The organism is uncultured Turicibacter sp. (assembly GCF_938044715.1).
Lineage (GTDB): Bacteria > Bacillota_I > Bacilli_A > MOL361 > Turicibacteraceae > Turicibacter > Turicibacter sanguinis.
Map to the genome: position 1 here is coordinate 1 of NZ_CALIOS010000092.1, position 19,309 is coordinate 19,309.

Annotated in this window: 16 protein-coding genes, 2 pseudogenes and 2 riboswitches; of the genes and pseudogenes, 15 read left to right on the forward strand and 3 right to left on the reverse strand. The window is 33.6% G+C overall.

Features of this window, described 5'->3' with window-relative positions; all coding sequences use genetic code 11:
• The 3 genes and pseudogenes from QWC74_RS09485 to QWC74_RS09495 form a co-directional block, all read left to right on the forward strand.
• Positions 1 to 608: pseudogene (locus QWC74_RS09485) on the forward strand (DUF4179 domain-containing protein); the annotation flags it as partial.
• 203 nt (positions 609 to 811) lie between these two features.
• Positions 812 to 1,948: a hypothetical protein gene (locus QWC74_RS09490; RefSeq protein ID WP_006785365.1), complete on the forward strand. Its 1,137-nt coding sequence runs from the start codon at positions 812 to 814 to the stop codon at positions 1,946 to 1,948.
• A gap of 203 nt (positions 1,949 to 2,151) precedes the next feature.
• Positions 2,152 to 2,664 carry a hypothetical protein gene (locus tag QWC74_RS09495; RefSeq protein WP_009606226.1) on the forward strand — a complete coding sequence of 171 codons (513 nt, stop codon included), beginning with the start codon at positions 2,152 to 2,154 and terminating at the stop codon, positions 2,662 to 2,664.
• Positions 2,665 to 2,845: 181 nt separating this feature from the next.
• Here QWC74_RS09495 and QWC74_RS09500 read toward each other — a convergent pair whose 3' ends face one another.
• Positions 2,846 to 3,439 (reverse strand): hypothetical protein, encoded by a 594-nt coding sequence (locus QWC74_RS09500; RefSeq protein ID WP_006783840.1) that lies wholly within the window; start codon positions 3,437 to 3,439, stop codon positions 2,846 to 2,848.
• Between the two features lie 310 nt (positions 3,440 to 3,749).
• Between QWC74_RS09500 and QWC74_RS09505 the strand changes: the two genes are divergently transcribed.
• Positions 3,750 to 4,364: a hypothetical protein gene (locus tag QWC74_RS09505; RefSeq protein WP_006783839.1), complete on the forward strand. Its 615-nt coding sequence runs from the start codon at positions 3,750 to 3,752 to the stop codon at positions 4,362 to 4,364.
• A 26-nt stretch (positions 4,365 to 4,390) separates the two neighbouring features.
• Here QWC74_RS09505 and QWC74_RS09510 read toward each other — a convergent pair whose 3' ends face one another.
• Positions 4,391 to 4,660, reverse strand: a complete 270-nt coding sequence (locus tag QWC74_RS09510; protein WP_237701255.1) for a hypothetical protein — start codon at positions 4,658 to 4,660, stop codon at positions 4,391 to 4,393.
• A 150-nt stretch (positions 4,661 to 4,810) separates the two neighbouring features.
• Positions 4,811 to 4,895: riboswitch (cyclic di-GMP riboswitch) on the forward strand.
• 867 nt (positions 4,896 to 5,762) lie between these two features.
• On the opposite strand from QWC74_RS09510, the gene QWC74_RS09515 reads away from it, so the two are divergent.
• The gene (locus QWC74_RS09515; RefSeq protein WP_006783837.1) at positions 5,763 to 7,262 is read left to right on the forward strand and encodes a hypothetical protein; all 1,500 of its coding nucleotides are present in this window, start codon (positions 5,763 to 5,765) and stop codon (positions 7,260 to 7,262) included.
• 112 nt (positions 7,263 to 7,374) lie between these two features.
• On the opposite strand, the gene QWC74_RS09520 is transcribed toward QWC74_RS09515, so the two are convergent.
• Complete coding sequence (locus tag QWC74_RS09520) at positions 7,375 to 10,062, reverse strand: LTA synthase family protein (protein WP_006783836.1); 2,688 nt, start codon at positions 10,060 to 10,062, stop codon at positions 7,375 to 7,377.
• A 751-nt stretch (positions 10,063 to 10,813) separates the two neighbouring features.
• Between QWC74_RS09520 and QWC74_RS09525 the strand changes: the two genes are divergently transcribed.
• The 10 genes and pseudogenes from QWC74_RS09525 to QWC74_RS09570 form a co-directional block, all read left to right on the forward strand.
• Positions 10,814 to 12,055: a glycosyltransferase family 2 protein gene (locus QWC74_RS09525; RefSeq protein WP_006783835.1), complete on the forward strand. Its 1,242-nt coding sequence runs from the start codon at positions 10,814 to 10,816 to the stop codon at positions 12,053 to 12,055.
• A gap of 2 nt (positions 12,056 to 12,057) precedes the next feature.
• A complete protein-coding gene (locus QWC74_RS09530) occupies positions 12,058 to 12,828 on the forward strand; it encodes a YwaF family protein (RefSeq protein WP_006783834.1) in 771 nt (256 codons plus the stop codon).
• A gap of 202 nt (positions 12,829 to 13,030) precedes the next feature.
• A complete protein-coding gene (locus QWC74_RS09535) occupies positions 13,031 to 13,651 on the forward strand; it encodes a hypothetical protein (protein ID WP_040763760.1) in 621 nt (206 codons plus the stop codon).
• Entirely contained in the window at positions 13,635 to 14,213 is a 579-nt protein-coding gene (locus QWC74_RS09540) for a GIY-YIG nuclease family protein (protein ID WP_006783833.1), read from the forward strand. The genes QWC74_RS09535 and QWC74_RS09540 overlap by 17 nt, the downstream gene beginning before the upstream one ends.
• Positions 14,214 to 14,253: 40 nt before the next feature.
• On the forward strand, positions 14,254 to 16,200 hold the full coding sequence (locus QWC74_RS09545) for a DUF2075 domain-containing protein (protein ID WP_006783832.1): 1,947 nt from the start codon (positions 14,254 to 14,256) through the stop codon (positions 16,198 to 16,200).
• A 253-nt stretch (positions 16,201 to 16,453) separates the two neighbouring features.
• The gene (locus QWC74_RS09550) at positions 16,454 to 17,059 is read left to right on the forward strand and encodes a hypothetical protein (protein WP_006783831.1); all 606 of its coding nucleotides are present in this window, start codon (positions 16,454 to 16,456) and stop codon (positions 17,057 to 17,059) included.
• 71 nt (positions 17,060 to 17,130) lie between these two features.
• Positions 17,131 to 17,475 carry a hypothetical protein gene (locus QWC74_RS09555; protein WP_006783830.1) on the forward strand — a complete coding sequence of 115 codons (345 nt, stop codon included), beginning with the start codon at positions 17,131 to 17,133 and terminating at the stop codon, positions 17,473 to 17,475.
• 89 nt (positions 17,476 to 17,564) lie between these two features.
• A complete protein-coding gene (locus tag QWC74_RS09560; protein ID WP_006783829.1) occupies positions 17,565 to 18,158 on the forward strand; it encodes a hypothetical protein in 594 nt (197 codons plus the stop codon).
• Positions 18,159 to 18,270: 112 nt separating this feature from the next.
• On the forward strand, positions 18,271 to 18,660 hold the full coding sequence (locus tag QWC74_RS09565; protein WP_006783828.1) for a hypothetical protein: 390 nt from the start codon (positions 18,271 to 18,273) through the stop codon (positions 18,658 to 18,660).
• Between the two features lie 165 nt (positions 18,661 to 18,825).
• Positions 18,826 to 18,917: riboswitch (glycine riboswitch) on the forward strand.
• A gap of 187 nt (positions 18,918 to 19,104) precedes the next feature.
• Positions 19,105 to 19,309 (forward strand): annotated as a pseudogene (locus QWC74_RS09570) (sodium:alanine symporter family protein); the annotation flags it as partial.

Genomic DNA, 19,309 nt, shown 5'->3' on the forward strand with positions numbered 1-19,309 from the left:
CGGCTTGCGCTTCATTCTGCTCTTTCTTTGATTTTGATGCGGAATTAGAGGTAATCGGAATTTCAGGATTTGAAGGAAAATTTATTGATGAGCATACGTTTGTTGGCGTGGAGCAGTACTATTTAGGATCAGGAGAAATTCCAGAAGAGTTTACCTTCCAAACAAAGAAAATTATCGTAGAAAATTGTGCCAATCATATTGATGATGAATCACAAACCACATGGGGAACTTGGGCATTTAAAGTGCCAGTTAAGGTTAATCAAGAGTTATCATCAGTGACGGTTGTTGAAGGAGTAAATGCGAATGGAGCCAGTATTGAACAAATATCAATGACTCCATTTGGAGTCATTGTGGATGCGACTATTCCAGAGGAAGATTGGTCACGATATGATATTCGTGTTTTTGATGAAACAGGAGAAGAGCTTCAGATGAGCCAATTAAGATATTTAGGAAATCAAGGCGTAAAGGGAATTTATCGAGCATCAAAGACTAAAACAGGAACGTTCAAAGTTGTGATTGAAAAACAAATTTGGATTCCTACGGGTGAGGATTCTTATGAACATCATGAAAGTGAGACTATTTTAGAAAGTCTGATTACAATTAAATAAATAAGGAGCCTGTGATGGCTCCTTTTAAATCTTAAAGAATCGGTTCTTAGGGGGATTTTTTTAGTTATATTTGAACGGAAAGGTCTAAGTTTTGCAATTTATTAAAACTTTAACCAATCATTGCTGATTGATTTTATTTCATGTAGTGAATGAAGGGAATTTAGAATGTTATGTGGTATAATTAGAAAAAATGGAGGGGAATCATGAAAAAAGGGATAAGTATCTTTATTTTAAGTATGTTATTAGCTGGATGTCAGTCTGTGACTTCAATGCCACAGCAAGAAATCGTAGAGGATAATCAAGGGGTTGAAGAAGAAGTCGAAGAGCTTTCTGATGTGCTGTTTAATCTTAATGAGCTAGGCGATGAGTATCTGCAGCCTTTGACGTTTTTAGGACGTCTTGGAGGTCATGATCTTTATTTGACAGTGCCATATACGCTAGATCATCAGGCCATTCTTTATCAGATGAGTGCATCTCGTTTAGATGTCATCAAAGAAGTGATGCTTGGGATGAGTGTTTTTAAGGTAAAGATTCTTGATAATCAATTGTATGTGATAACGGAAGAGGAGTTATTTATTTTTGATGAAGAGTTAGAAGTTGTTCAGGTAGAGGGATTACCTGATGTTATCAACGGAGAGGGGAAAATTTTGGGGTGTGACTTTAATCAGGATTTAACGATGATGAGTTATAGCAATACGGAGGGGCTTTGGTTATGGAATCAGGGGAGTGAACCGGTTTTGTTAGCCAAACCGATTTATTATGATGCTCAAAAGTTACTTGAAGTGTCGTATTATGGAATGCCAACGTTTATTAATAATGGACAACATTTAATAGCAGAAATCGGGGGATATGAAGCGGCAGCAGGATATTTGATCTGTGAATTAGCGTCACAGACTTGTGAAAAATTAGAGGTTCCTGCTCAAGCGAATATGATGGATTTAGCTTATAATGAAGATTACTTACAAATGTTTGTATATGAAGAGGATGATTTTGTCATGCGCTGGTTTGGGTTAAAGGAGCAGCAGTTTTTGGAGGGGGATTTGATTGAGTTTGAACCGGTAGAAGGGGAGACTCGAGAGATTATGGATTATATGCAGCAAGGAAATGAAATGGTAGTGGCGATTGGAATTAAAAATGAGGGACAGTTTTTTCCGAAATGGATTGATATTGAGCGTTATGAGATATTAGAAGATGGAATTTTAGAATTTTTAGAGCAGTTGACGATAATTGAGGACATTAAGGTCGATTTAATTGGATTTACCCAAGAAGGTAAAGTCATTTATTGCCTAGATCATGATGATTTAGGCTATTCGCAGCGAAATTTTTACGTAACGGAATAAAAAAAGTCAACAAATCAGAGGAAGCCGACATATATTGAAAAATATAGAAGGCTACTCTGATTTTTTTAGTTTGAGATTTGCTATGAGCTATTTTGCAAGCAAAAATTAAAAAAAGTTTTAGAGGCTTTCTTGATATAATCGACAAGAGGTCATATAATAGTGATGAAAAGGAAAGGGTTTTCAAATAAATGGGGGAGAATATGATGAAAGATGATAATTTGAAGGTTGTGTTACCAAATCATTTGAGAGGACGAAGTTTGGATACGAAAGTCATCCCCATGCTTTGTCATTTAAAAACAACATTAAATCATTTAGTGGAATTAAAAGGTGATGCTTCTTTATTAAAACAATGGGAGAAACGAAGTTATCGTGCCTATTGTTTAGGTGAAATTCAAGATTTGATTGTGGAGAGTTATCCTGAGGAATGGCCTGAAATTGTAAAAGAGCATATTTTGAGCAAAGATGTGAATGACTTAGGAGCGAGTTGTATCGATATTTATTTAGTCGCTTATGTGACTGAAACATTTGGTGTTGGTAAAGATGTTTTTATTGATTATGTGAAGTCAGCTGGTATTTCGACGAAAGATAATACAGCGAGTGCGATTTGGAAAGTTGGAAAAGCTGATGGGATTTATTTGGGGCTTTTAAATGGTGATGGATCGATTCGAGATATTAATTTTTTTAGACAATGGACTAAAACTGAATTTGTCTTATAAGGTGATGATGATTATTAAAAATTGAAATAAGACATAGGAGTGTAGGGGCCTATGTCTTTTTATTTTATGTAAGATGGTATCACTATTGGTTTGATACCTGTTTAGATAGGGGGCGTTTATCCGTTGCTTTTTTAGAATTGACACCTCAATGTAAAAAGAGGAAACATTAAGTTTCCTCTTTTTAGTGAGCTTCAGTTGTATCAATGGTATGAATGGTAACTTGTGTTCCATCTTGTTCAATGTCACCGATAATATCACCTGTTTCGGAAAGACCGATGAGTGAGAAATTTTCTCCTGTAAAATCAGGAGAATAGGCCATCCAAATATAGGTTCCCTCTATATCAGATTCGATAATTTTAGCGCTATGAGCGATGCTAAAAGACGGCTCTGTAATTAAGACTTCATGTAAGTTTTCATCTGTTGTGATTCCTGCATAAATCGTATAGGGAACATCTTCTGTTTTTTGAAGACTGACATAAGAAAGACCAGCTTGTGCTTCTAAATTTGAGATTTCATAAGCAATGTTGTAATCCATAAATTCATAACCTGAAAAGTTACGATTGACATAGGCGATAGATAAGGAATCCGTTCCGATGGTTCGATACAGTAAAATGCTACCATCTTCTGTTTTTTTCTCATAAAGGATTTCAATGGAATCAGCACCGGCGACAGACATGGCTTCTTCTGCTGTTTTAGAGGCTGTATTATATTGACAGATATAAACGATAGATAAAACAGTGACGAGTAGTGAGATACTAATGACAATTTTTTTCAATGGTTAATCCCTCTCTTCCTTAATATGCTATAGTATACAAAAGAAGAAAGAGATTTACGACGTGATTGACAAATGTTTTCAAAATTAAAAAAAGGAAGTGAACCATTCAAACAAAAAGGGGCAACATCTTACATAAAAAAAGTCTGCATTTTGAAAGATATTCGATTTAAAGGAATATTTGTCTTTTTCCATCCGCCTCATTTTATGAAAAAGTTAGGTCTATTTTGAGATTTTTGTCAATATAATGTAAACATGTAAACGAGCTGTCAGATACACGGCGATATTTTATGGATAAAGGGGACACGGATAGATGAAAATGGAGAAATTTTTGAAGGATGAGAATTGTTTTGAGGCGTTCTATGGAGGACGATATCGTTATGATCATTTAGTGAGATATCAATTAATGGATGCTTCGATTATGATTCCGAGACAGTTAGAGGTATTAATGAATTTGGATGGTTATGACTTAATGGCTATTGAGGGACAATCGAGCGTTGATTCTCCCCTTACTATTTCGATTACACGTCAACAACTCGATGAGGGGATGACACCTGTTATGAAAAATCAACAGTTGTTAATGAGAAAGTCTGCTGAAATTAAAGGAATTAAAGTGGATGGTTATCAGGGGATGATTATTAAAAATGACCTTGGGTTTAAAGGGTGTGAGACCTCTCTTATTGTGGTGGTGAATCAAATCATGATTAAAGTGACGGTTTTATTTAATGAATATTTTGTAAATATGGATGAGGTAACGAATAAAATTTTAAAATCTTTTCACCTTAACTTGCCACAAGATCCGAGTAATGCCTCAGTAAAAGAGATGAAGGCAATACCGATTCATGCAGATGAAGAGAGCTTGTCTCACACATTAAATCGGGTGAAGAAATTATTTAAGGGACGTTTTATTGCCAAACAATTAGCCTAAAAAAAGCACTTTTATCAAAAGTGCCTTTAAAAATCTGAACTCATGATACCGCCTACTATCTCAACTAGTTCACTTAAACGTTTTTTGACGGTCTCTAATTCTTTTTTACTTTCATTAAAATCAGCCTGTAAAGACCAGAGATGACGATACAGAGATTGAACTTGCTCTTCTGAAATGAAAGGATCTTGCTCATGAGCTTCGATGTTTTTTTCAACTAAATCCATTTCGTGTTGAAGTTCAAAGAGATGATCTTGCAACGCATATTGCTTATTGGTTAATTCCATGTGAATTTCCACGACACTCAAAATAATTCCTCCTTTTTAAAAGTAGTTTGGCTATTTTTAGATTGATTATAACAAATACGGTGACAAAGTTGACACCCTATTTAGGGTATACAATGGAATTTGTCTTCGTTATAATTAAACATGAAGAAATCGTAGGACATGCAATCAAATAGACAAACTTAAGGAAATTTAAGGACGCCAAGCTACAGGGCTTAACTCAAGATGATGATGCTAGCTAGTTGCCATAGAAGGTAAGATAGATTCTTTTATGTTTAATGACACCTGTTTTTAGATAAAATGGCAATCACCTGTTTGCGGTAGTGTGAGGTTGCAGTCATTGAATCTACGGATTCTTTATTGGACCTGATCATAAAGCATCTCAAAAACGTTATGATCTAGGCTACTCATTCATTTCAATCTAGGACTCAAGCAATGGCACTAAAGTCCTAATTCCTAATCCTTTTTGGATTAGAGTCGTGATCATTTATGAGATGAAAGCATCGTATGGCCTCCCAATCGTATGATATGCCTTTTCATCCATGAATTGAAAATGACTCAGTATTGGCCTGTATCCCAAAATAGGACAATACTTGTTAAATCATGTGAAGCAAGCAGATGGTTTTTTATTCTCCCAAAGTAGGAAATCATCGCTATCATCCTATTTGTTTATGAAAAAATTACCCAAATTCTTATGGTTCATAAACGAAAAAATACTCTAATAAAACATTACTCAATATCATTTAAAAGCTTTGATAAATGTTTAGTTTAAAAATGTGAATGAAACATTTTAAACTATATTTATCAGAGTTTTTTTTTGTTTAAGTTAAATCCACTCTATTTTAAGTAAGAGATCATGGTTAGCTGAATGAGATGATAACATCATTCAGTATGACGTGAGACTTACGATTGAGTAGGCCAAAAATGTAAAATTTATTATTTTAATAAGAAAAATATTTTAAGGATTGAAAATTTATTAATTATCTGTTTAAAAAAACAATAAAACAAAATCATAAGTTAGGTTTTATGGTTTTAAAGATAGGAAATGAAGGATTAGTATGGTAATATTATGTTATAAACTGTCAAAAAAAGGAATTTGATTCGAGGGAGAATAAACATGTATTTATCAGAAGTTGGGGCTCGTGATTATGAACAGTGGATTAGAGGAATTTTATTTAAATTAGAATATGACAATGGTCAAATTGAGGTTTATGCAAATGGTCATTTTATGGATGAAATGCCGTGTGAACAAGAATCTTATTTTAAATCAGCTGTGAATCATTACTTATGTCTTGTTAGAACTGGCCATGGCATTTATACTGTTCCGAAATTTGCGAGTAATGAAGAAGATTATTTTGTCTATGAGGTGGCATCATCAGAAGGTGAGTTGACGTACCTAGAAGATTATACTCATGTTGGATGGGGCATTGAGAAATTATCAGATGAAGAGTTAGCGTCTGGCGTCTTTTATCTTCCTAAAACGTCAGAAATCCTGCCTTCTTTGATTAAGAATAAGTGGTATACGATTATACACGGGTATTTTGAAGAAGAGACTTATGTTAAAAAGGTTTTGGTGCATCAGACGTTGGAAACGGTTGAATCTTATTTGCAAAGTGAACGTGCCATTAAGTCTTATTTAACGGGACATTTACAAATTTTTGATGAATCACGTGCTAGAAGATTACCGATTCAAGATATGAAGGCGTATATTTCACTAGAATGTAGTGATGGCGTAAATGAAATCTCTTTGTTACCTCGACTCTCTCAAATCGAGGTAAAAGAAAGTGGTCAGTTGTATTCGTTAACGGAACTGTCACAACATTACAGACTAGATGTGGTGGGGCTTGGATTACAACCTGTGGGTGTTTATAAAAAGATGGGGAGCCGTAACCGAAAGAAATGCGTTAAAGAAATTAAAGTATTTCATTTAGATGATATCCCTCAGTCTGCTCTTTGCCAATGTGGAGAGATGACATTAGAGAAGGGGAGATTAGAGGAGCGCCTTTGTTTAACGTGCTTAGAAGTTCGGAAACAAGTTGCACATGAACAAGGAAAATTACGACTCGAGTCGCAGTTTGAAAAATTTTTAAATGACCCAAATGCTTTAATTTTGATGGCATATGGAAATGAATCTAAACATTCTAAGATGATGACGCTCATTGATGTTGCGCTAGTGAATTTAGCGGGAGAAGTCGTGTATCAAACATTAGTTTATTCGAAACAACCACTGAGTGAAAAAGTGCTTGAGATGGGCTATGAAGAATCGATGTTTGAAAAGGCGCCTGATTTTTTAAGTATTAATGAAGAGTTACAAGCTCATTTAGTCGGAAAAAATTTATTATCTCATGTGATGACCAAGCGCGAAGGCGTTTTAATTCATACGTGTCGTCAAAATGGGGTGTGGTTAAATCAGTCTTATGAAACACTTTGCTTATTTCAATTAATTTATTATTGTTTTCATGATTTATATCCAAGTCCTGCAAAACTAGGAATTGAAGGTATTTGTGATTATTTCGATATCCCATATGTCTTTCCACGCAGTGCGAGTCGTGATGCATTAGCTATTTTAGAAATTGTTAAAAAGCTCGCTCAGAAAATGGATAGGGGAAGAAGATAGATGAGATATAAGGGAAAATTGTCAAAATAAAAAGCCAAATGAGGAGATTTCATTTACGGTGGAATAAGAAAAAAAGCGTATCAAGCCATTGCGATCTGATACGCTTTTTAGTTTACTCAGGGACATTGAAGAAAGTAGGAAGTAAGTCTTCTGAACCTTCTAAAATATCGTATTGAATTAATTCAAAGGTTAATAAAAGTTGTTGTTGTTTTGCTGTTAATTCATTAACTTGGTTTTGGTTAGCATCCATTTTAAAGTTGTTATGTAACACACTGAATTCTTCGTATAAATCAGATAAGAACATTTGGAAAGGTGTCAGTGGCAAATTAAGCTCTTTTAAGATTAGGGGAGCAATAAAGATTGGGCTGACATCATAAATGTTTTCAATGTTAAAGCCTTGGATGTTTGACATAATTAATAAAGGTGTTTCATAGAATAATTTAGCTGTCTGTGCATTTGGATCTTTATCAACGTATCCATGAGCAGCATGAATATCGGATGAGAAGTTGACTAAATGGTCTCCAAAGAAGACAACAACCGTTGGTTCATCATAGTTTTCAATTTTGGTAATAAAGTCTTTTAAGGCAGTATCTGTTTCTTTTAGACCCTCTGCATAAGTTTCCATTTCCTTGTTTTCAACTCCAGATGAATCTGTAACGGTTATGGACGTTGGACCGAATTTCTCATCAAAGATAGGGATGTGATTTTGCATGGTTAATCCATACGTGAAGGTAGGACCTTCTGTGTTTAGTAAATGGTCGTACATTTGATTAAATACGTATTCGTCTGTTACATATTTCCCACTATCAATATATTCAGGGGCTGTCATTTTATCAATTGACATAAATTCATCAAATCCAAGAGCCGGATAAACGAGACTTCGTTTATAGAAGGCTGCATTATTTGGATGAATCGCAATTGAAGAGTAACCTAAATCATCAAAGTAAGAGACAATCGATGGAATCTCTGTTTTTTGACTTAAAGCTTGTTGGAATGGGACGGTTCCTTCTAGTAATAAAGAGTTTGTAAAGCCAAGTAAAAATTCAAACTCAATATTTGCGGTACGGTTGCCTTTAAAAGGTGATAACATGTTCCCTGATGAATAAGTTTGCATGTATTGTCTTAAGTTAGGAAGTGGATCTTCACTAAATGTTAATTGATTAAACACAGTTGGATCACTTAATGACTCACTGACAATGACCATCACATTAGGTGTTTGGGTATTCGTTAAGTTTTGATTATATTCTTTTGCTTTTTCAGTATAATAATCAGTGATTTGTTGCATATTGGCTTCACTATAGTTTTCATTTTTAATCATCAAGTCGTTTTGAAGATTGGTGATAAATCCAAATAGGAAGCCATTTTGTTGATAGTTTGAAAGTTGGTTCCATTTTGAGAAATTCACTGTCTTAGTGACGATCGGATTCATGAATGTTTTATCGTAGTAAAAGGTTGAGGCGAGATAAAAAAGTGCTAAAACTAATCCAATGACACGGGATTTGAGTGTTAGTTTTGTTCCTTTACGTGTGAAGACGGAAAGAATAGCTAGACCAATGATGAAAGCCATTAATCCACCAATCAGAGCTGGCGATAAAATTTCTTTAACATAGCCTACGATTTCATCCATTTGCGATAACATAGACATATCTGACGGATAAATTGGTTCTCCAACGACAAGCATTTTATAGTAGTTCGCAATGCCAACGACAATTAATAAGAGGTTTGATAAGCTAATTGCTAAAATTAAGTGATTAAAAAGACAATATAATGCCAAACTAATACTAAAGACAATTGTTGAAGCCAAGAAAATTAAGTTGATATGATGTGCAATCCATGTCATGGTGATATCAAAGTTTGGGAAAAAGTAAATGATTTGCATCACTAAGATGGTCAGAATCGAAGTGAGTATTAAGTAGAAGAAAATACGAATCCACTTGATGAATGAATCATTGTGTTTCATTTTTACTTTTTTAAATAATCCGATTTCACTTCCCGTTATAGAAATGAAGAAGATCATTAATAATAGAGGACGATAAGAGACATTGGCAAGTCCGGTCCATTTAAATAAAGTGATGAGGAGGATAGGCAGTGCAGCATATCCAATGATTTCAGGTGATAAAGCTTCAACATTGAACCTTTGTGTCAGTTTGCCAGCAAAAGCCACCAGATAACTTAAAATGAGATAAAAAGCCATCAGCGAGCCCATATAAGCGAGGTTTAATAAAATAGGATAGTCGGGTGACACTTTAATTTTTAAATCGTTCTCTGTTGTACTATTTAAATGAATGGTTTTAACGAGATGATCGTTACGATAAATAGAAAGAGTTCCAGCTCCACTCGTTTTTAAAAGTTGGATGCCGATTAACTCATTTTTTAGGTTGGATAGAGTTAAAGGAGTACCATTAGAGCTTGCTAATGTTTCTTTAAAAATCCAATCATTGTCTGTCGTTAGAGTACTTAAATCCAAATTTTGATGATTTACATTCATTTGAGAAATTTGAACAGGTCCCTCACTCGCAACAAAACTTAATGAATAAGATTGTGTTAGAAAGGGTAATGGCCTCTCAATCGTAAAATTGAAATATGAGACACTAATTAAGGTGATTAAAAAAACAATAAGGTTTAGATTGGATTTATTTTTGACATTGATTTGCTTGGTTATGAAAAAATAAGCCACGCACCAAAGGGCTGTCACTAGGATACTTAATAGAAGTTGAGACGTTTGACTATTCGTCCAAGTGAGAATACCATAGGCTGTTAAGATTCCAATGCAAATCTTAAATAGATTAAACTGTTTCATTTTAAATCCCTCCTTCATAATCCGTTAATTAGAGTCTTGCATTTTGGCAAGCTTTTTTATTTAGATCATGAATTATAATCAAAGAATCATCCTATATTTTAAAGCATAATTCTTAGAAAAGATAGAAAAATGTCGAAAAAACTTACTGGTTTATTTTAGATTCCGTCAAAATCAAGATTAAAAATAAGAATACTTCATAGAAGATAGGTTAAGTTAAGGATAGAATCTTTTTTATCAATCCAAACTAAATGGACCTAAATTTTAATAAATGTATAAAAAATGTAGCAAAATAGTGAATATAGTAGTGATTTTGTATAGAAATGACGTGAACTATTGATTTGAAAGGCTAAGCTTTCTAAAATAAGTCTAGATGTCAGCAATGACACAAATTGTCGACGAGAATCGAAACTCAAAAATTAACTTATTTTTAAAACAGATTCTAATCTTTTTAATTATAATAATGAATTCTTGCACCAATATTGAAAATAGAAAGCGCTTGTTTATAGAATGTTTAAGTTAATGTGTTGTCAATTCAATAAAATATTGTTATCATGTATGTTTGTCACAATCGCTCGAATTTTAAACAGAAAGAGGATTGTCAAATAGAGTGATTTTGAGATGTCTTTATTTTAATGTGAGATAGAGCCATGTCAAATAAATCTGTTTCAACACCTATTATGATGAAGATTAAAGAGCTAACTTAAACGAATACAAATGACAACCATGTCTAAGTCATATTGAGGAGAGATTTATGGAAAAACTAATAATGATTAACTTTACGGTGGCAGCAATTTTTTTCGTCTGTTATTGTTATCAATTTCTATATGTAGCAACGGCCTTAGTTCAAAAAGATAAACCGCATAAAGAAGAAAAAGCTCATCATTTTGCCGTCTTAATCGCTGCACGAAATGAGGCAGAAGTGATTGGCCATTTGATTGAGAGTATTCAGGCACAAACGTATCAAAAGGGCAACGTAACGGTTTTTGTTGTCGCAGATAATTGTACGGATAATACCGCTCAAATTGCAAGAAATCTAGGAGCCGTCGTCTATGAACGCTTTAATCAAGATAAAATTGGTAAAGGCTATGCGATGGAATATTTACTAGACCAGATGGAAAGAAACAATGAGCGTTTTGACGGATATTTTGTTTTTGATGCGGATAATGTTTTGGATCAAAACTATATTTTAGAAATGAATAAAACGTTCTCCGATGGTTATGACATCATCACGAGTTATCGTAACTCCAAAAACTTTGGTGATAATTGGATTTCAGCGGGATACGCCATCTGGTTTTTATGGGAATCAGAATATTTAAATCGAGGACGTATGTTACTTGGAACAAGTTGCGCTGTCTCTGGAACAGGCTTCTTCTTTAGTCGTCGTATTATTGAAAAATATGACGGATGGAAATTTTTCTTGTTAACAGAAGATATTCAATTCACCGTAGATAATGTTCTTTCAGGCGAAAAAATTGGGTATTGCCGAAATGCCGTCTTATATGATGAGCAACCAATTAAATTCAAACAATCATTTAGACAACGTCTTCGTTGGGCAAAAGGATTTTTCCAAGTCTTTCGTCAATATGGTGGGAATTTAATGAAGGGGGCGCTTCGAAAAAACTCATCATGCTTTGACATGTTTATGGTCATTAGCCCAGCTATCTTCTTAACTATTTTTAGTATTTTATTTAATGGATTGGCTCTGTTATTGGGGGATTTCTCGCGTTATGAAGTGGCTGTTATTATTCGTAGTTTACAGCAAATGATTATTAATATTTACTTTACGTTAGTTGCCATCGGAGCGTTAACAACGTTTACGCAGTGGAATAAAATTCACACGACGAACTTCAAAAAAGTTCTGTATATTTTCACATTCCCATTATTTATGTTAACGTATATTCCTATTACGATTACGGCTTTATTTAAAAAAGTGGAATGGAAACCCATTGAACATAGTAAAGCAAAAACAATAGCTGAAATTAAGGAGGGATAAGGATGCTAAAACAAATGAGTTCGGCATTTTTTGCGCCATTGGATCAATATCCAAGTGCAGGGATGTTTACAAGCGCCCATCTTATCTCATTATTGGTTTGTTTTGTGATAGTAGGTGTGTGTTTACTTGCCTCAAGAAAGATGCAGTGGAAAACAGTGATGAAGTTAACCAAAATCTTAGCGGTTATCATCACCCTTCTCGAGCTCATTAAAATTGGCTATAACTTTTATTTCGGCTATACCTGGTTAGATGCATGGTTCCCATTATCGTATTGCTCATTGTTTATATATGCGTTATGGCTTAGTGGCTATGGAAAAGGCGTGTTTAAAAAACTCGGTGATGCATTTATTATCATGGGTGCTTTACTTGGGGGAATTGGATTTTTAATTTTCCCGACAACGTCACTCATGAGATATCCCATTTGGCATTACTTATGTTTATACAGTCTGTTCTTCCATACGGCTATGATTTATTTAAGCTTTATGTATTTAAAACAGCAAAAAACTTTAGTAAACCGAAAAACTTATGTTTATTTTAGTGTTTATTTTATGATAGGAGCCATGATATCAATTATCTTAAATGTTTTATTTGGATCAAACATTATGTTACTTCGAGAACCCTTTAATGTTCCATTTGCCTTTGTTCATGAAATTCAAAAACATAGTCAAGTCGCTTATACGCTACTGGCTATGCTAGCTTACTTAGTTGGACCTGCCCTATTTTCATTGATTGTCAAAATAATCTTGGCTCGTCAAACAAGAAAATTTAATTAATACAAAAAAACGTCTCACATTGTTGAGACGTTTTTTTTTGTATTCCACACTTTGTTCATGAGAAATAATAAACCAAAGACTTTCTCTAAATAGGAGGAGTCTTTTTGAAAATTGAATTGATAATTACCCGTATAATTCTTTTGCATGTAAAATTATGTGATAAACTATTATTAGAAGAAATCAGAAAAGGGGGAATATGTAGATGGTATTGTCTTATGAACAAGTTATAAATCGACTGAATAAATGGTATTATAATGAGGTTTTTATTGCAGTTTTATACATGGGATGGTTTTTATTTTTTTCATTAATTTTTGCCGTAATATTAAGTTTTAAAAAATCACAACTTTTGAAGATGGTGAATAGATTAAATAAAGAAATTATTAATTGTGAAGCACATTTAAGTCATCTAATTTATCAAATAGAAAATAAAGAAGTTATGATTAACGAAATAATAAAAGATGCTGAAAAACAAGCAGTAGAGTCAATAACAGATTTACTTAATGAACAATTAAAACAAAAAGAAGAATTAAAGAAATTAGAAGATGAAATAGAAAATGCCACAGCTAAGGTCGACAAAGTAGAAAAACAAATTAATACTCAAACAAATAAATTAGAAAAAATAAAGAAATTATATAGAGCAGTAGAATACTCTATTAATAATTATCAAGAGTTATCGGAATTAGAGTCACTTGAGTTAGAAGACTTGTGTCCAACAGTTGTGTTGAAAATCCATTCTATGGATGTGAAATCTTTAAGAAAAGCCTATAAAGAAAATGAAAAAACTATTAATGAGTTATTGATTAAATATGAAGCAAGAAGTTGAGGAGAGAAAACAACTTGAACAACAAAGAAAACAGGTTGAAAAGGAAGAGGCTAAATATATTGGAGAGATTAATAAAGTTAAAGAGCTATTGTTAATTACGGATAATCAAGATAAATTATCTCAATTAAATAATAAAATTGAAGAGTTACAAAGACAATTGTTTGATGTTGAGCAGAAGAAAGACGATATTATAAAACGTCAAAATGGAAAAGCTGGAAATGTGTATATAATTAGTAACTTAGGGTCGTTTGGAGAGAATATTTTTAAGGTGGGTATGACAAGAAGGTTAGAGCCTATGGATAGAGTAAAGGAATTAAGTGATGCCAGTGTGCCTTTTATGTTCGATGTACATAGCTTCATTTTTTCAGATGATGCAGTTGCTTTAGAACAAAAATTACATAGTATTCTTGAAAAAAATAGGGTTAATAAAATTAATCTAAGAAAAGAATTTTTTAATGTATCAATTGATGAGTTAGAAAAAATAGTTACAGAAATTGATCCAACGGCAGAATTTAATAAAACTATGATTGCTGAAGAATATAGACAGTCTCAAGTAGTGTAGAATATAATGAGTTAACTATGACATTTAGGAGTAAATATAAATGATAGTATATGAAGCAACAAAAAGTGAATTTTTAAACCATATTTTAAATGATGAATTAACGATGAAAATTTATGAGAATTATCAGAAAAAGATAGGACGTACATCAAAAAATGAAATACGTTCTTGGGATAATTCGATGCAATATATGTATAAGGTTTTAAGTACAGATGACATTCCTAGTGAAGCAGGCGTAGCCATTGAGTATAAGGTGCCAACCACTTCAAAGCGAATTGATTTCATTTTAACTGGAATGGATGAGCAAAAAAATGATTCTGTTGTTATTGTGGAACTCAAGCAGTGGGAAAGTTCTGAATTAGTTGAAATGAAGGATGGAATTATTAAAACTCGATTTGCTCATGGAGTAACTGAAACAGCCCATCCATCGTATCAAGCTTGGTCATATGCAAGTTTAATTGAAAATTATAATGAATCAGTTCAAAATGGGGAGGTAAGTTTATATCCTTGTGCCTATTTACACAATTATGTTCTTGAAGAGAATGATGCTTTAATAAACGAACATTACCAAGATTATATTGACCGTGCCCCTGTCTACGTAAAAGGTGATGTATTAAAACTTAGATCATTTATTCAGAAATATATTAAACTTTCCGATCGAAAGCGTATTTTATATAAAATTGAAAATGGAAAAATTCGTCCTTCAAAGTCTTTACAAGATTCATTAAATTCAATGCTTCAAGGAAATCAAGAATTTATTATGATAGATACTCAAAAAGTGGTGTATGAAGAGGCACTAGAGTTAGCTCGCGATTCTTATCGTAGTAATAAGAAAAATGTGTTAATTGTTGAGGGAGGGCCAGGCACAGGTAAATCTGTTCTTGCTATAAATCTCTTAGTTAAATTGACATCAGAGGAGATGGTAAGTCAGTATATTACGAAAAATAGTGCGCCTCGTTCGATTTATTGTGAGAAACTTCAAGGAAATCATAAAAAATCATACATAAATAATTTATTTAAAGGTTCAGGGTGTTATTATGAATCTGATAAAAATGAGTTTGATGTTTTAATTGTGGATGAAGCACATCGGTTAAATGAAAAGTCTGGGATGTTTAAAAATAAAGGAGAAAATCAAACAAAAGAAATTATTAATGCCGCTAAATTTTCAATCTTCTTTATAGATGAAAATCAAAGGGTAACAGTATCAGATGCGGGGAGTAAAGAGGCCATTAGATTCTTTGCAGGTCAGTTAAATGCGGATGTTTATGAAATGAAATTAGATTCTCAATTTAGATGTAATGGAGCAGATGGATACCTGTCTTGGTTAGATGATGTATTAGAAATTAAACAAACGGCAAACTTTGATGGATTCGAATTTGATTATGATATTAAAGTGGTGGATGATCCGAATGTCATGAGAGACCTAATTGAAAAGAAAAATGTGATTAATAATAAAGCACGAATTGTAGCGGGATATTGTTGGGAATGGAAAAAAGACGGTCGTAATAATACGAATCATAAAGATATCGAAATTAAAGAGCATCATTTCGGAATGAGTTGGAATTTAGGAAACTCATCAACATGGGCCATTGATCCAACCTCAGTGAAAGAAGCAGGATGTATTCATACCTGTCAAGGACTTGAATTCGACTATGTTGGTGTGATTATTGGGGATGATATGCGTTATGAAAATGGTCAAGTTGTAACAGATTTCTTTAAACGAGCTAGCACCGACCAATCCATTAAAGGATTAAAAGGAATGTATAAAAAAAATCCTGAAGAAGCTTTAGAGTTAGCAGACAAAATCATAAAAAATACATACCGAACCTTAATGACTCGTGGACAAAAAGGATGCTATATTTATTGTACCGATCACAACTTAAGTATCTATTTGAAAAAACGTTTAAATCAAACTGATAAAGTAATTCGCTATATTCCAGTAGCGGATACCTATGGATGGTCAATGGCAGCAGAAGATGAGTTAGAATAATAACAGCCAAGGAGTATTTAAAGGGAAATCTTTTGATAAAAAGATTTTGCTCAACTCTTGAGGAATATTTACAATCGGTAAATTTTCTATAAGGAATTAAGATTATTATTGAAAAACTAAGTTTAAAAGAGATTGAATCAAATGAAAGACTTTCAGCTTCTATAAGAAGATGGGAGTCTTTTTTTTAGGTTTAAGTCGAGGGAAAATGGGGGATATTAAGTAGGAATAGTTAGTGAATAGAGGAGGTGATGAAATGGGATGGAAATGTTTAAAACAGGTTTTAATTATGATGATGATCATTCTACTAACGGGGTGTGGTTCATCGAGAGAACCGATTAAAAGCGCGGTTTCAAGTGCTTTAATTGGGGTTCAAAATTATGATGAGAGAACGGTTGAAAAATATTTTGGGGTTAATATTTTAGATCCTAACACGTTTTTAGATGCCAAAATTACGAACGATATCCCGTTTGATCGAATGATGCCTCAAGTGGTTGAACGGTTTAATTTTAGAATTTTAGATGTTGAAGATGAAGGGGATTGCGCTATCGTTTACACGGAAATGACAAATGTAGACATGGACAAAGTCATGCCATTATTTTATATCGAAATCTTCAACCGTTTATTCTCAAATGCAACGTTATATGAAGAGGGGCATCCCAATCAAGAAGAATTAAATGAGGCTTATCATCAAATCATGACGTATCTGATTCATAGCGAGGAGAGGGAAATGATGACAACGACGGTCGAGGTTCATCTTATTTATGAAAAGGATTCGTGGAAGATTGTTCTCGATGAAGCTGTATTAAATGGAATATATGGGGGACTATTAACGTTTTTTGATGAGGATGAAGGAGTTTAATAAAGAAATTAGGTCACTTTTTGACAGTATCTAACATATAGTGTAGTAAATACAAGTTAGGGGCGATTGTTATGAGTTTGAAACTATCGGATTTAATTTGGGGATTAGCACTCATTATTTTAGGAATTGGAGTAGGGGGTGATGTTTTAAGGATTTGGGATTTTAGTGTGTTCTTTAGTGGATTTTGGGCATTTTTTATCATTATTCCGTGTGGAGTTCATATTTTTGAAAACGGTATTCGACGTGGAAATCTCATCGGTCTCGGGATTGGAGTCTCCTTTTTATTATGTCAATGGATTCCGACTATGGAGATGTTACTAGTTCCTATGATATTGGTGGTGATAGGGATGGCATTACTCATTGTTCCATCTCGTAGAGAAGATTTAGATGATCAAGATGAAGAAAAAAGAGATTAGCGTAACTAATCTCTTTTTTACAGGCAATGGCTATAAAATCCTTTAAAAAAGTCTATAATGAATAAAAAGATAGGATAAGGGTGTGAGTCATGAAAAAATGGATTTGGATAATCATTGCCGTCTTAGTGGTCGTTGGCGGGGTTGGATATATAAAATTTCAGCAAGTATTTCCGGAATTAACCGTAAAAGTGATGTTTGATAAAGTTCAAGAAGATGATTATGCTTTAATTTTAAACTCGGATGAGCTTACTTTAACGGATCAAGAGCGGGATTTATTACAATCTGTTTTATCAACGATCAGCTATGAGATAAAAGGATCACGGATTGAAGGACAGGAAGCGTATGTCACAGTCGATTTAACCTTTGTTGATGTACTGCAACTGATTATTAATGAACGCCTGACGATTTTAAAACAAGTCTTGACCAATTTCTTTGGAACAATTGATGATATCTTCAATGGACGAGGCCAAGACATGTTAGTTAATACCATTTTGAGTTTAATGGAAAATGAACAAATTGAAAAGCCTATGATGAGCAAGACCATTGATCTGCCGCTCAAGAAACAAAAAGGATTGTGGGTCCCAGATCTCACCGAAGAATGGTTAAATGAGACGTTTAAAATTCCTACTCAAGAACAGATTTTAGATAAATTAAAACAAGGTATTCTTGGATTCGTATCGTGATGAACGAGTAGAACTTTAAATTAAGGAACAATCAGCTAAAATAAAAGCTTTTTAATGTTTCAAAGATGAGGTTTAGGTTCATCATGCAAAGGATATTAAAAGAGGTGAAAAAATGAATCGACGATTAATCATGGGGATCTTGATTGTCAGTTTTTTAATCGTGGGAAAAGTGGGACGATTAAGAGAGGTTCCATCTCCACGAAAAAGTTTAGATTCACTGATGTATCAAGTCCAGGAATTAGAGATGACGTTGTTAACAAGTACCGATTCAAATTTTGAGAATAAAAATTTTTCTTTAACCTATGATGTTATTGATATCACAGAAGAAGGCGATTTAGCGCAGATTTGGATGGTGGTTCAGCAGGATGGTCAAAAAGCAAAGGAATTAAGGGTGATGTTTAAAAAAGGAGATGACTCATGGATTCCAATGGTTTCAGCTGAAGAAATGATGAGCAAAATCTCAGTTCAGTCAGTTTCTATTTCTGAAAACAATGCTAAATAAAATTTATTAGACTCATTCCTCTTGCAAAATACGACAAGATGAGTTATTCTAATTTTAATTTAATGAAAATACACCGGTTGAAGTTTTATAGAAGAGTTTCCAATTTGGAACACCGAAGGAGTCATACTCTCAGGTACTTGATTAATCAAGTGAGGACTGTAAAGCGGACGGAACTCTGGAGAGACCTATTTGAATAGGCGCCGAAGGGGCAAGGCAATCTCGCTCAATCTCTCAGGCAAAAGGACAGGGATGAATAGTATTTTTTGGGAACGCATTTTTTGTGTTACCCTTCTTTTTACTAACGTCAAACTCCAGAGTCATCTTTAAAAAGGTGACTCTTTTTGTTTGTTGGGGTAAAATAACAGGAATTTCCCAGGAAATCGACATATTATTTCCCTTCTTTTTTAAAACAACCAGTTGGGTGTAAAAAAAGGAGTGTTAGTGATGAATTTTGTACAGTTATTAGATCAAATGAATCGTTTTGTTTGGGGACCTCCACTGCTAACGTTGTTAGTTGGAACGGGGGTCTTATTAACCGTTCGTTTAGGGCTAATTCAATTATTTAAATTACCTCAAGCGGTGAAGTTAATTTTTAAAGCAGATAATAAAGGTGAAGGGGATATTTCTTCTTTTGGTGCGTTATGTACAG

What these genes read in the sequence shown, in the direction of transcription:
- QWC74_RS09490 (WP_006785365.1), top strand. Translation starts at nt 812, where the DNA reads ATGAAAAAAGGGATAAGTATCTTTATTTTAAGTATGTTATTAGCTGGA.
- QWC74_RS09495 (WP_009606226.1), top strand. Translation starts at nt 2,152, where the DNA reads ATGAAAGATGATAATTTGAAGGTTGTGTTACCAAATCATTTGAGAGGA.
- QWC74_RS09505 (WP_006783839.1), top strand. Translation starts at nt 3,750, where the DNA reads ATGAAAATGGAGAAATTTTTGAAGGATGAGAATTGTTTTGAGGCGTTC.
- QWC74_RS09515 (WP_006783837.1), top strand. Translation starts at nt 5,763, where the DNA reads ATGTATTTATCAGAAGTTGGGGCTCGTGATTATGAACAGTGGATTAGA.
- QWC74_RS09520 (WP_006783836.1), bottom strand. Translation starts at nt 10,062, where the DNA reads ATGAAACAGTTTAATCTATTTAAGATTTGCATTGGAATCTTAACAGCC.
- QWC74_RS09525 (WP_006783835.1), top strand. Translation starts at nt 10,814, where the DNA reads ATGGAAAAACTAATAATGATTAACTTTACGGTGGCAGCAATTTTTTTC.
- QWC74_RS09530 (WP_006783834.1), top strand. Translation starts at nt 12,058, where the DNA reads ATGCTAAAACAAATGAGTTCGGCATTTTTTGCGCCATTGGATCAATAT.
- QWC74_RS09535 (WP_040763760.1), top strand. Translation starts at nt 13,031, where the DNA reads ATGGTATTGTCTTATGAACAAGTTATAAATCGACTGAATAAATGGTAT.
- QWC74_RS09540 (WP_006783833.1), top strand. Translation starts at nt 13,635, where the DNA reads ATGAAGCAAGAAGTTGAGGAGAGAAAACAACTTGAACAACAAAGAAAA.
- QWC74_RS09545 (WP_006783832.1), top strand. Translation starts at nt 14,254, where the DNA reads ATGATAGTATATGAAGCAACAAAAAGTGAATTTTTAAACCATATTTTA.
- QWC74_RS09550 (WP_006783831.1), top strand. Translation starts at nt 16,454, where the DNA reads ATGGGATGGAAATGTTTAAAACAGGTTTTAATTATGATGATGATCATT.
- QWC74_RS09555 (WP_006783830.1), top strand. Translation starts at nt 17,131, where the DNA reads ATGAGTTTGAAACTATCGGATTTAATTTGGGGATTAGCACTCATTATT.
- QWC74_RS09560 (WP_006783829.1), top strand. Translation starts at nt 17,565, where the DNA reads ATGAAAAAATGGATTTGGATAATCATTGCCGTCTTAGTGGTCGTTGGC.
- QWC74_RS09565 (WP_006783828.1), top strand. Translation starts at nt 18,271, where the DNA reads ATGAATCGACGATTAATCATGGGGATCTTGATTGTCAGTTTTTTAATC.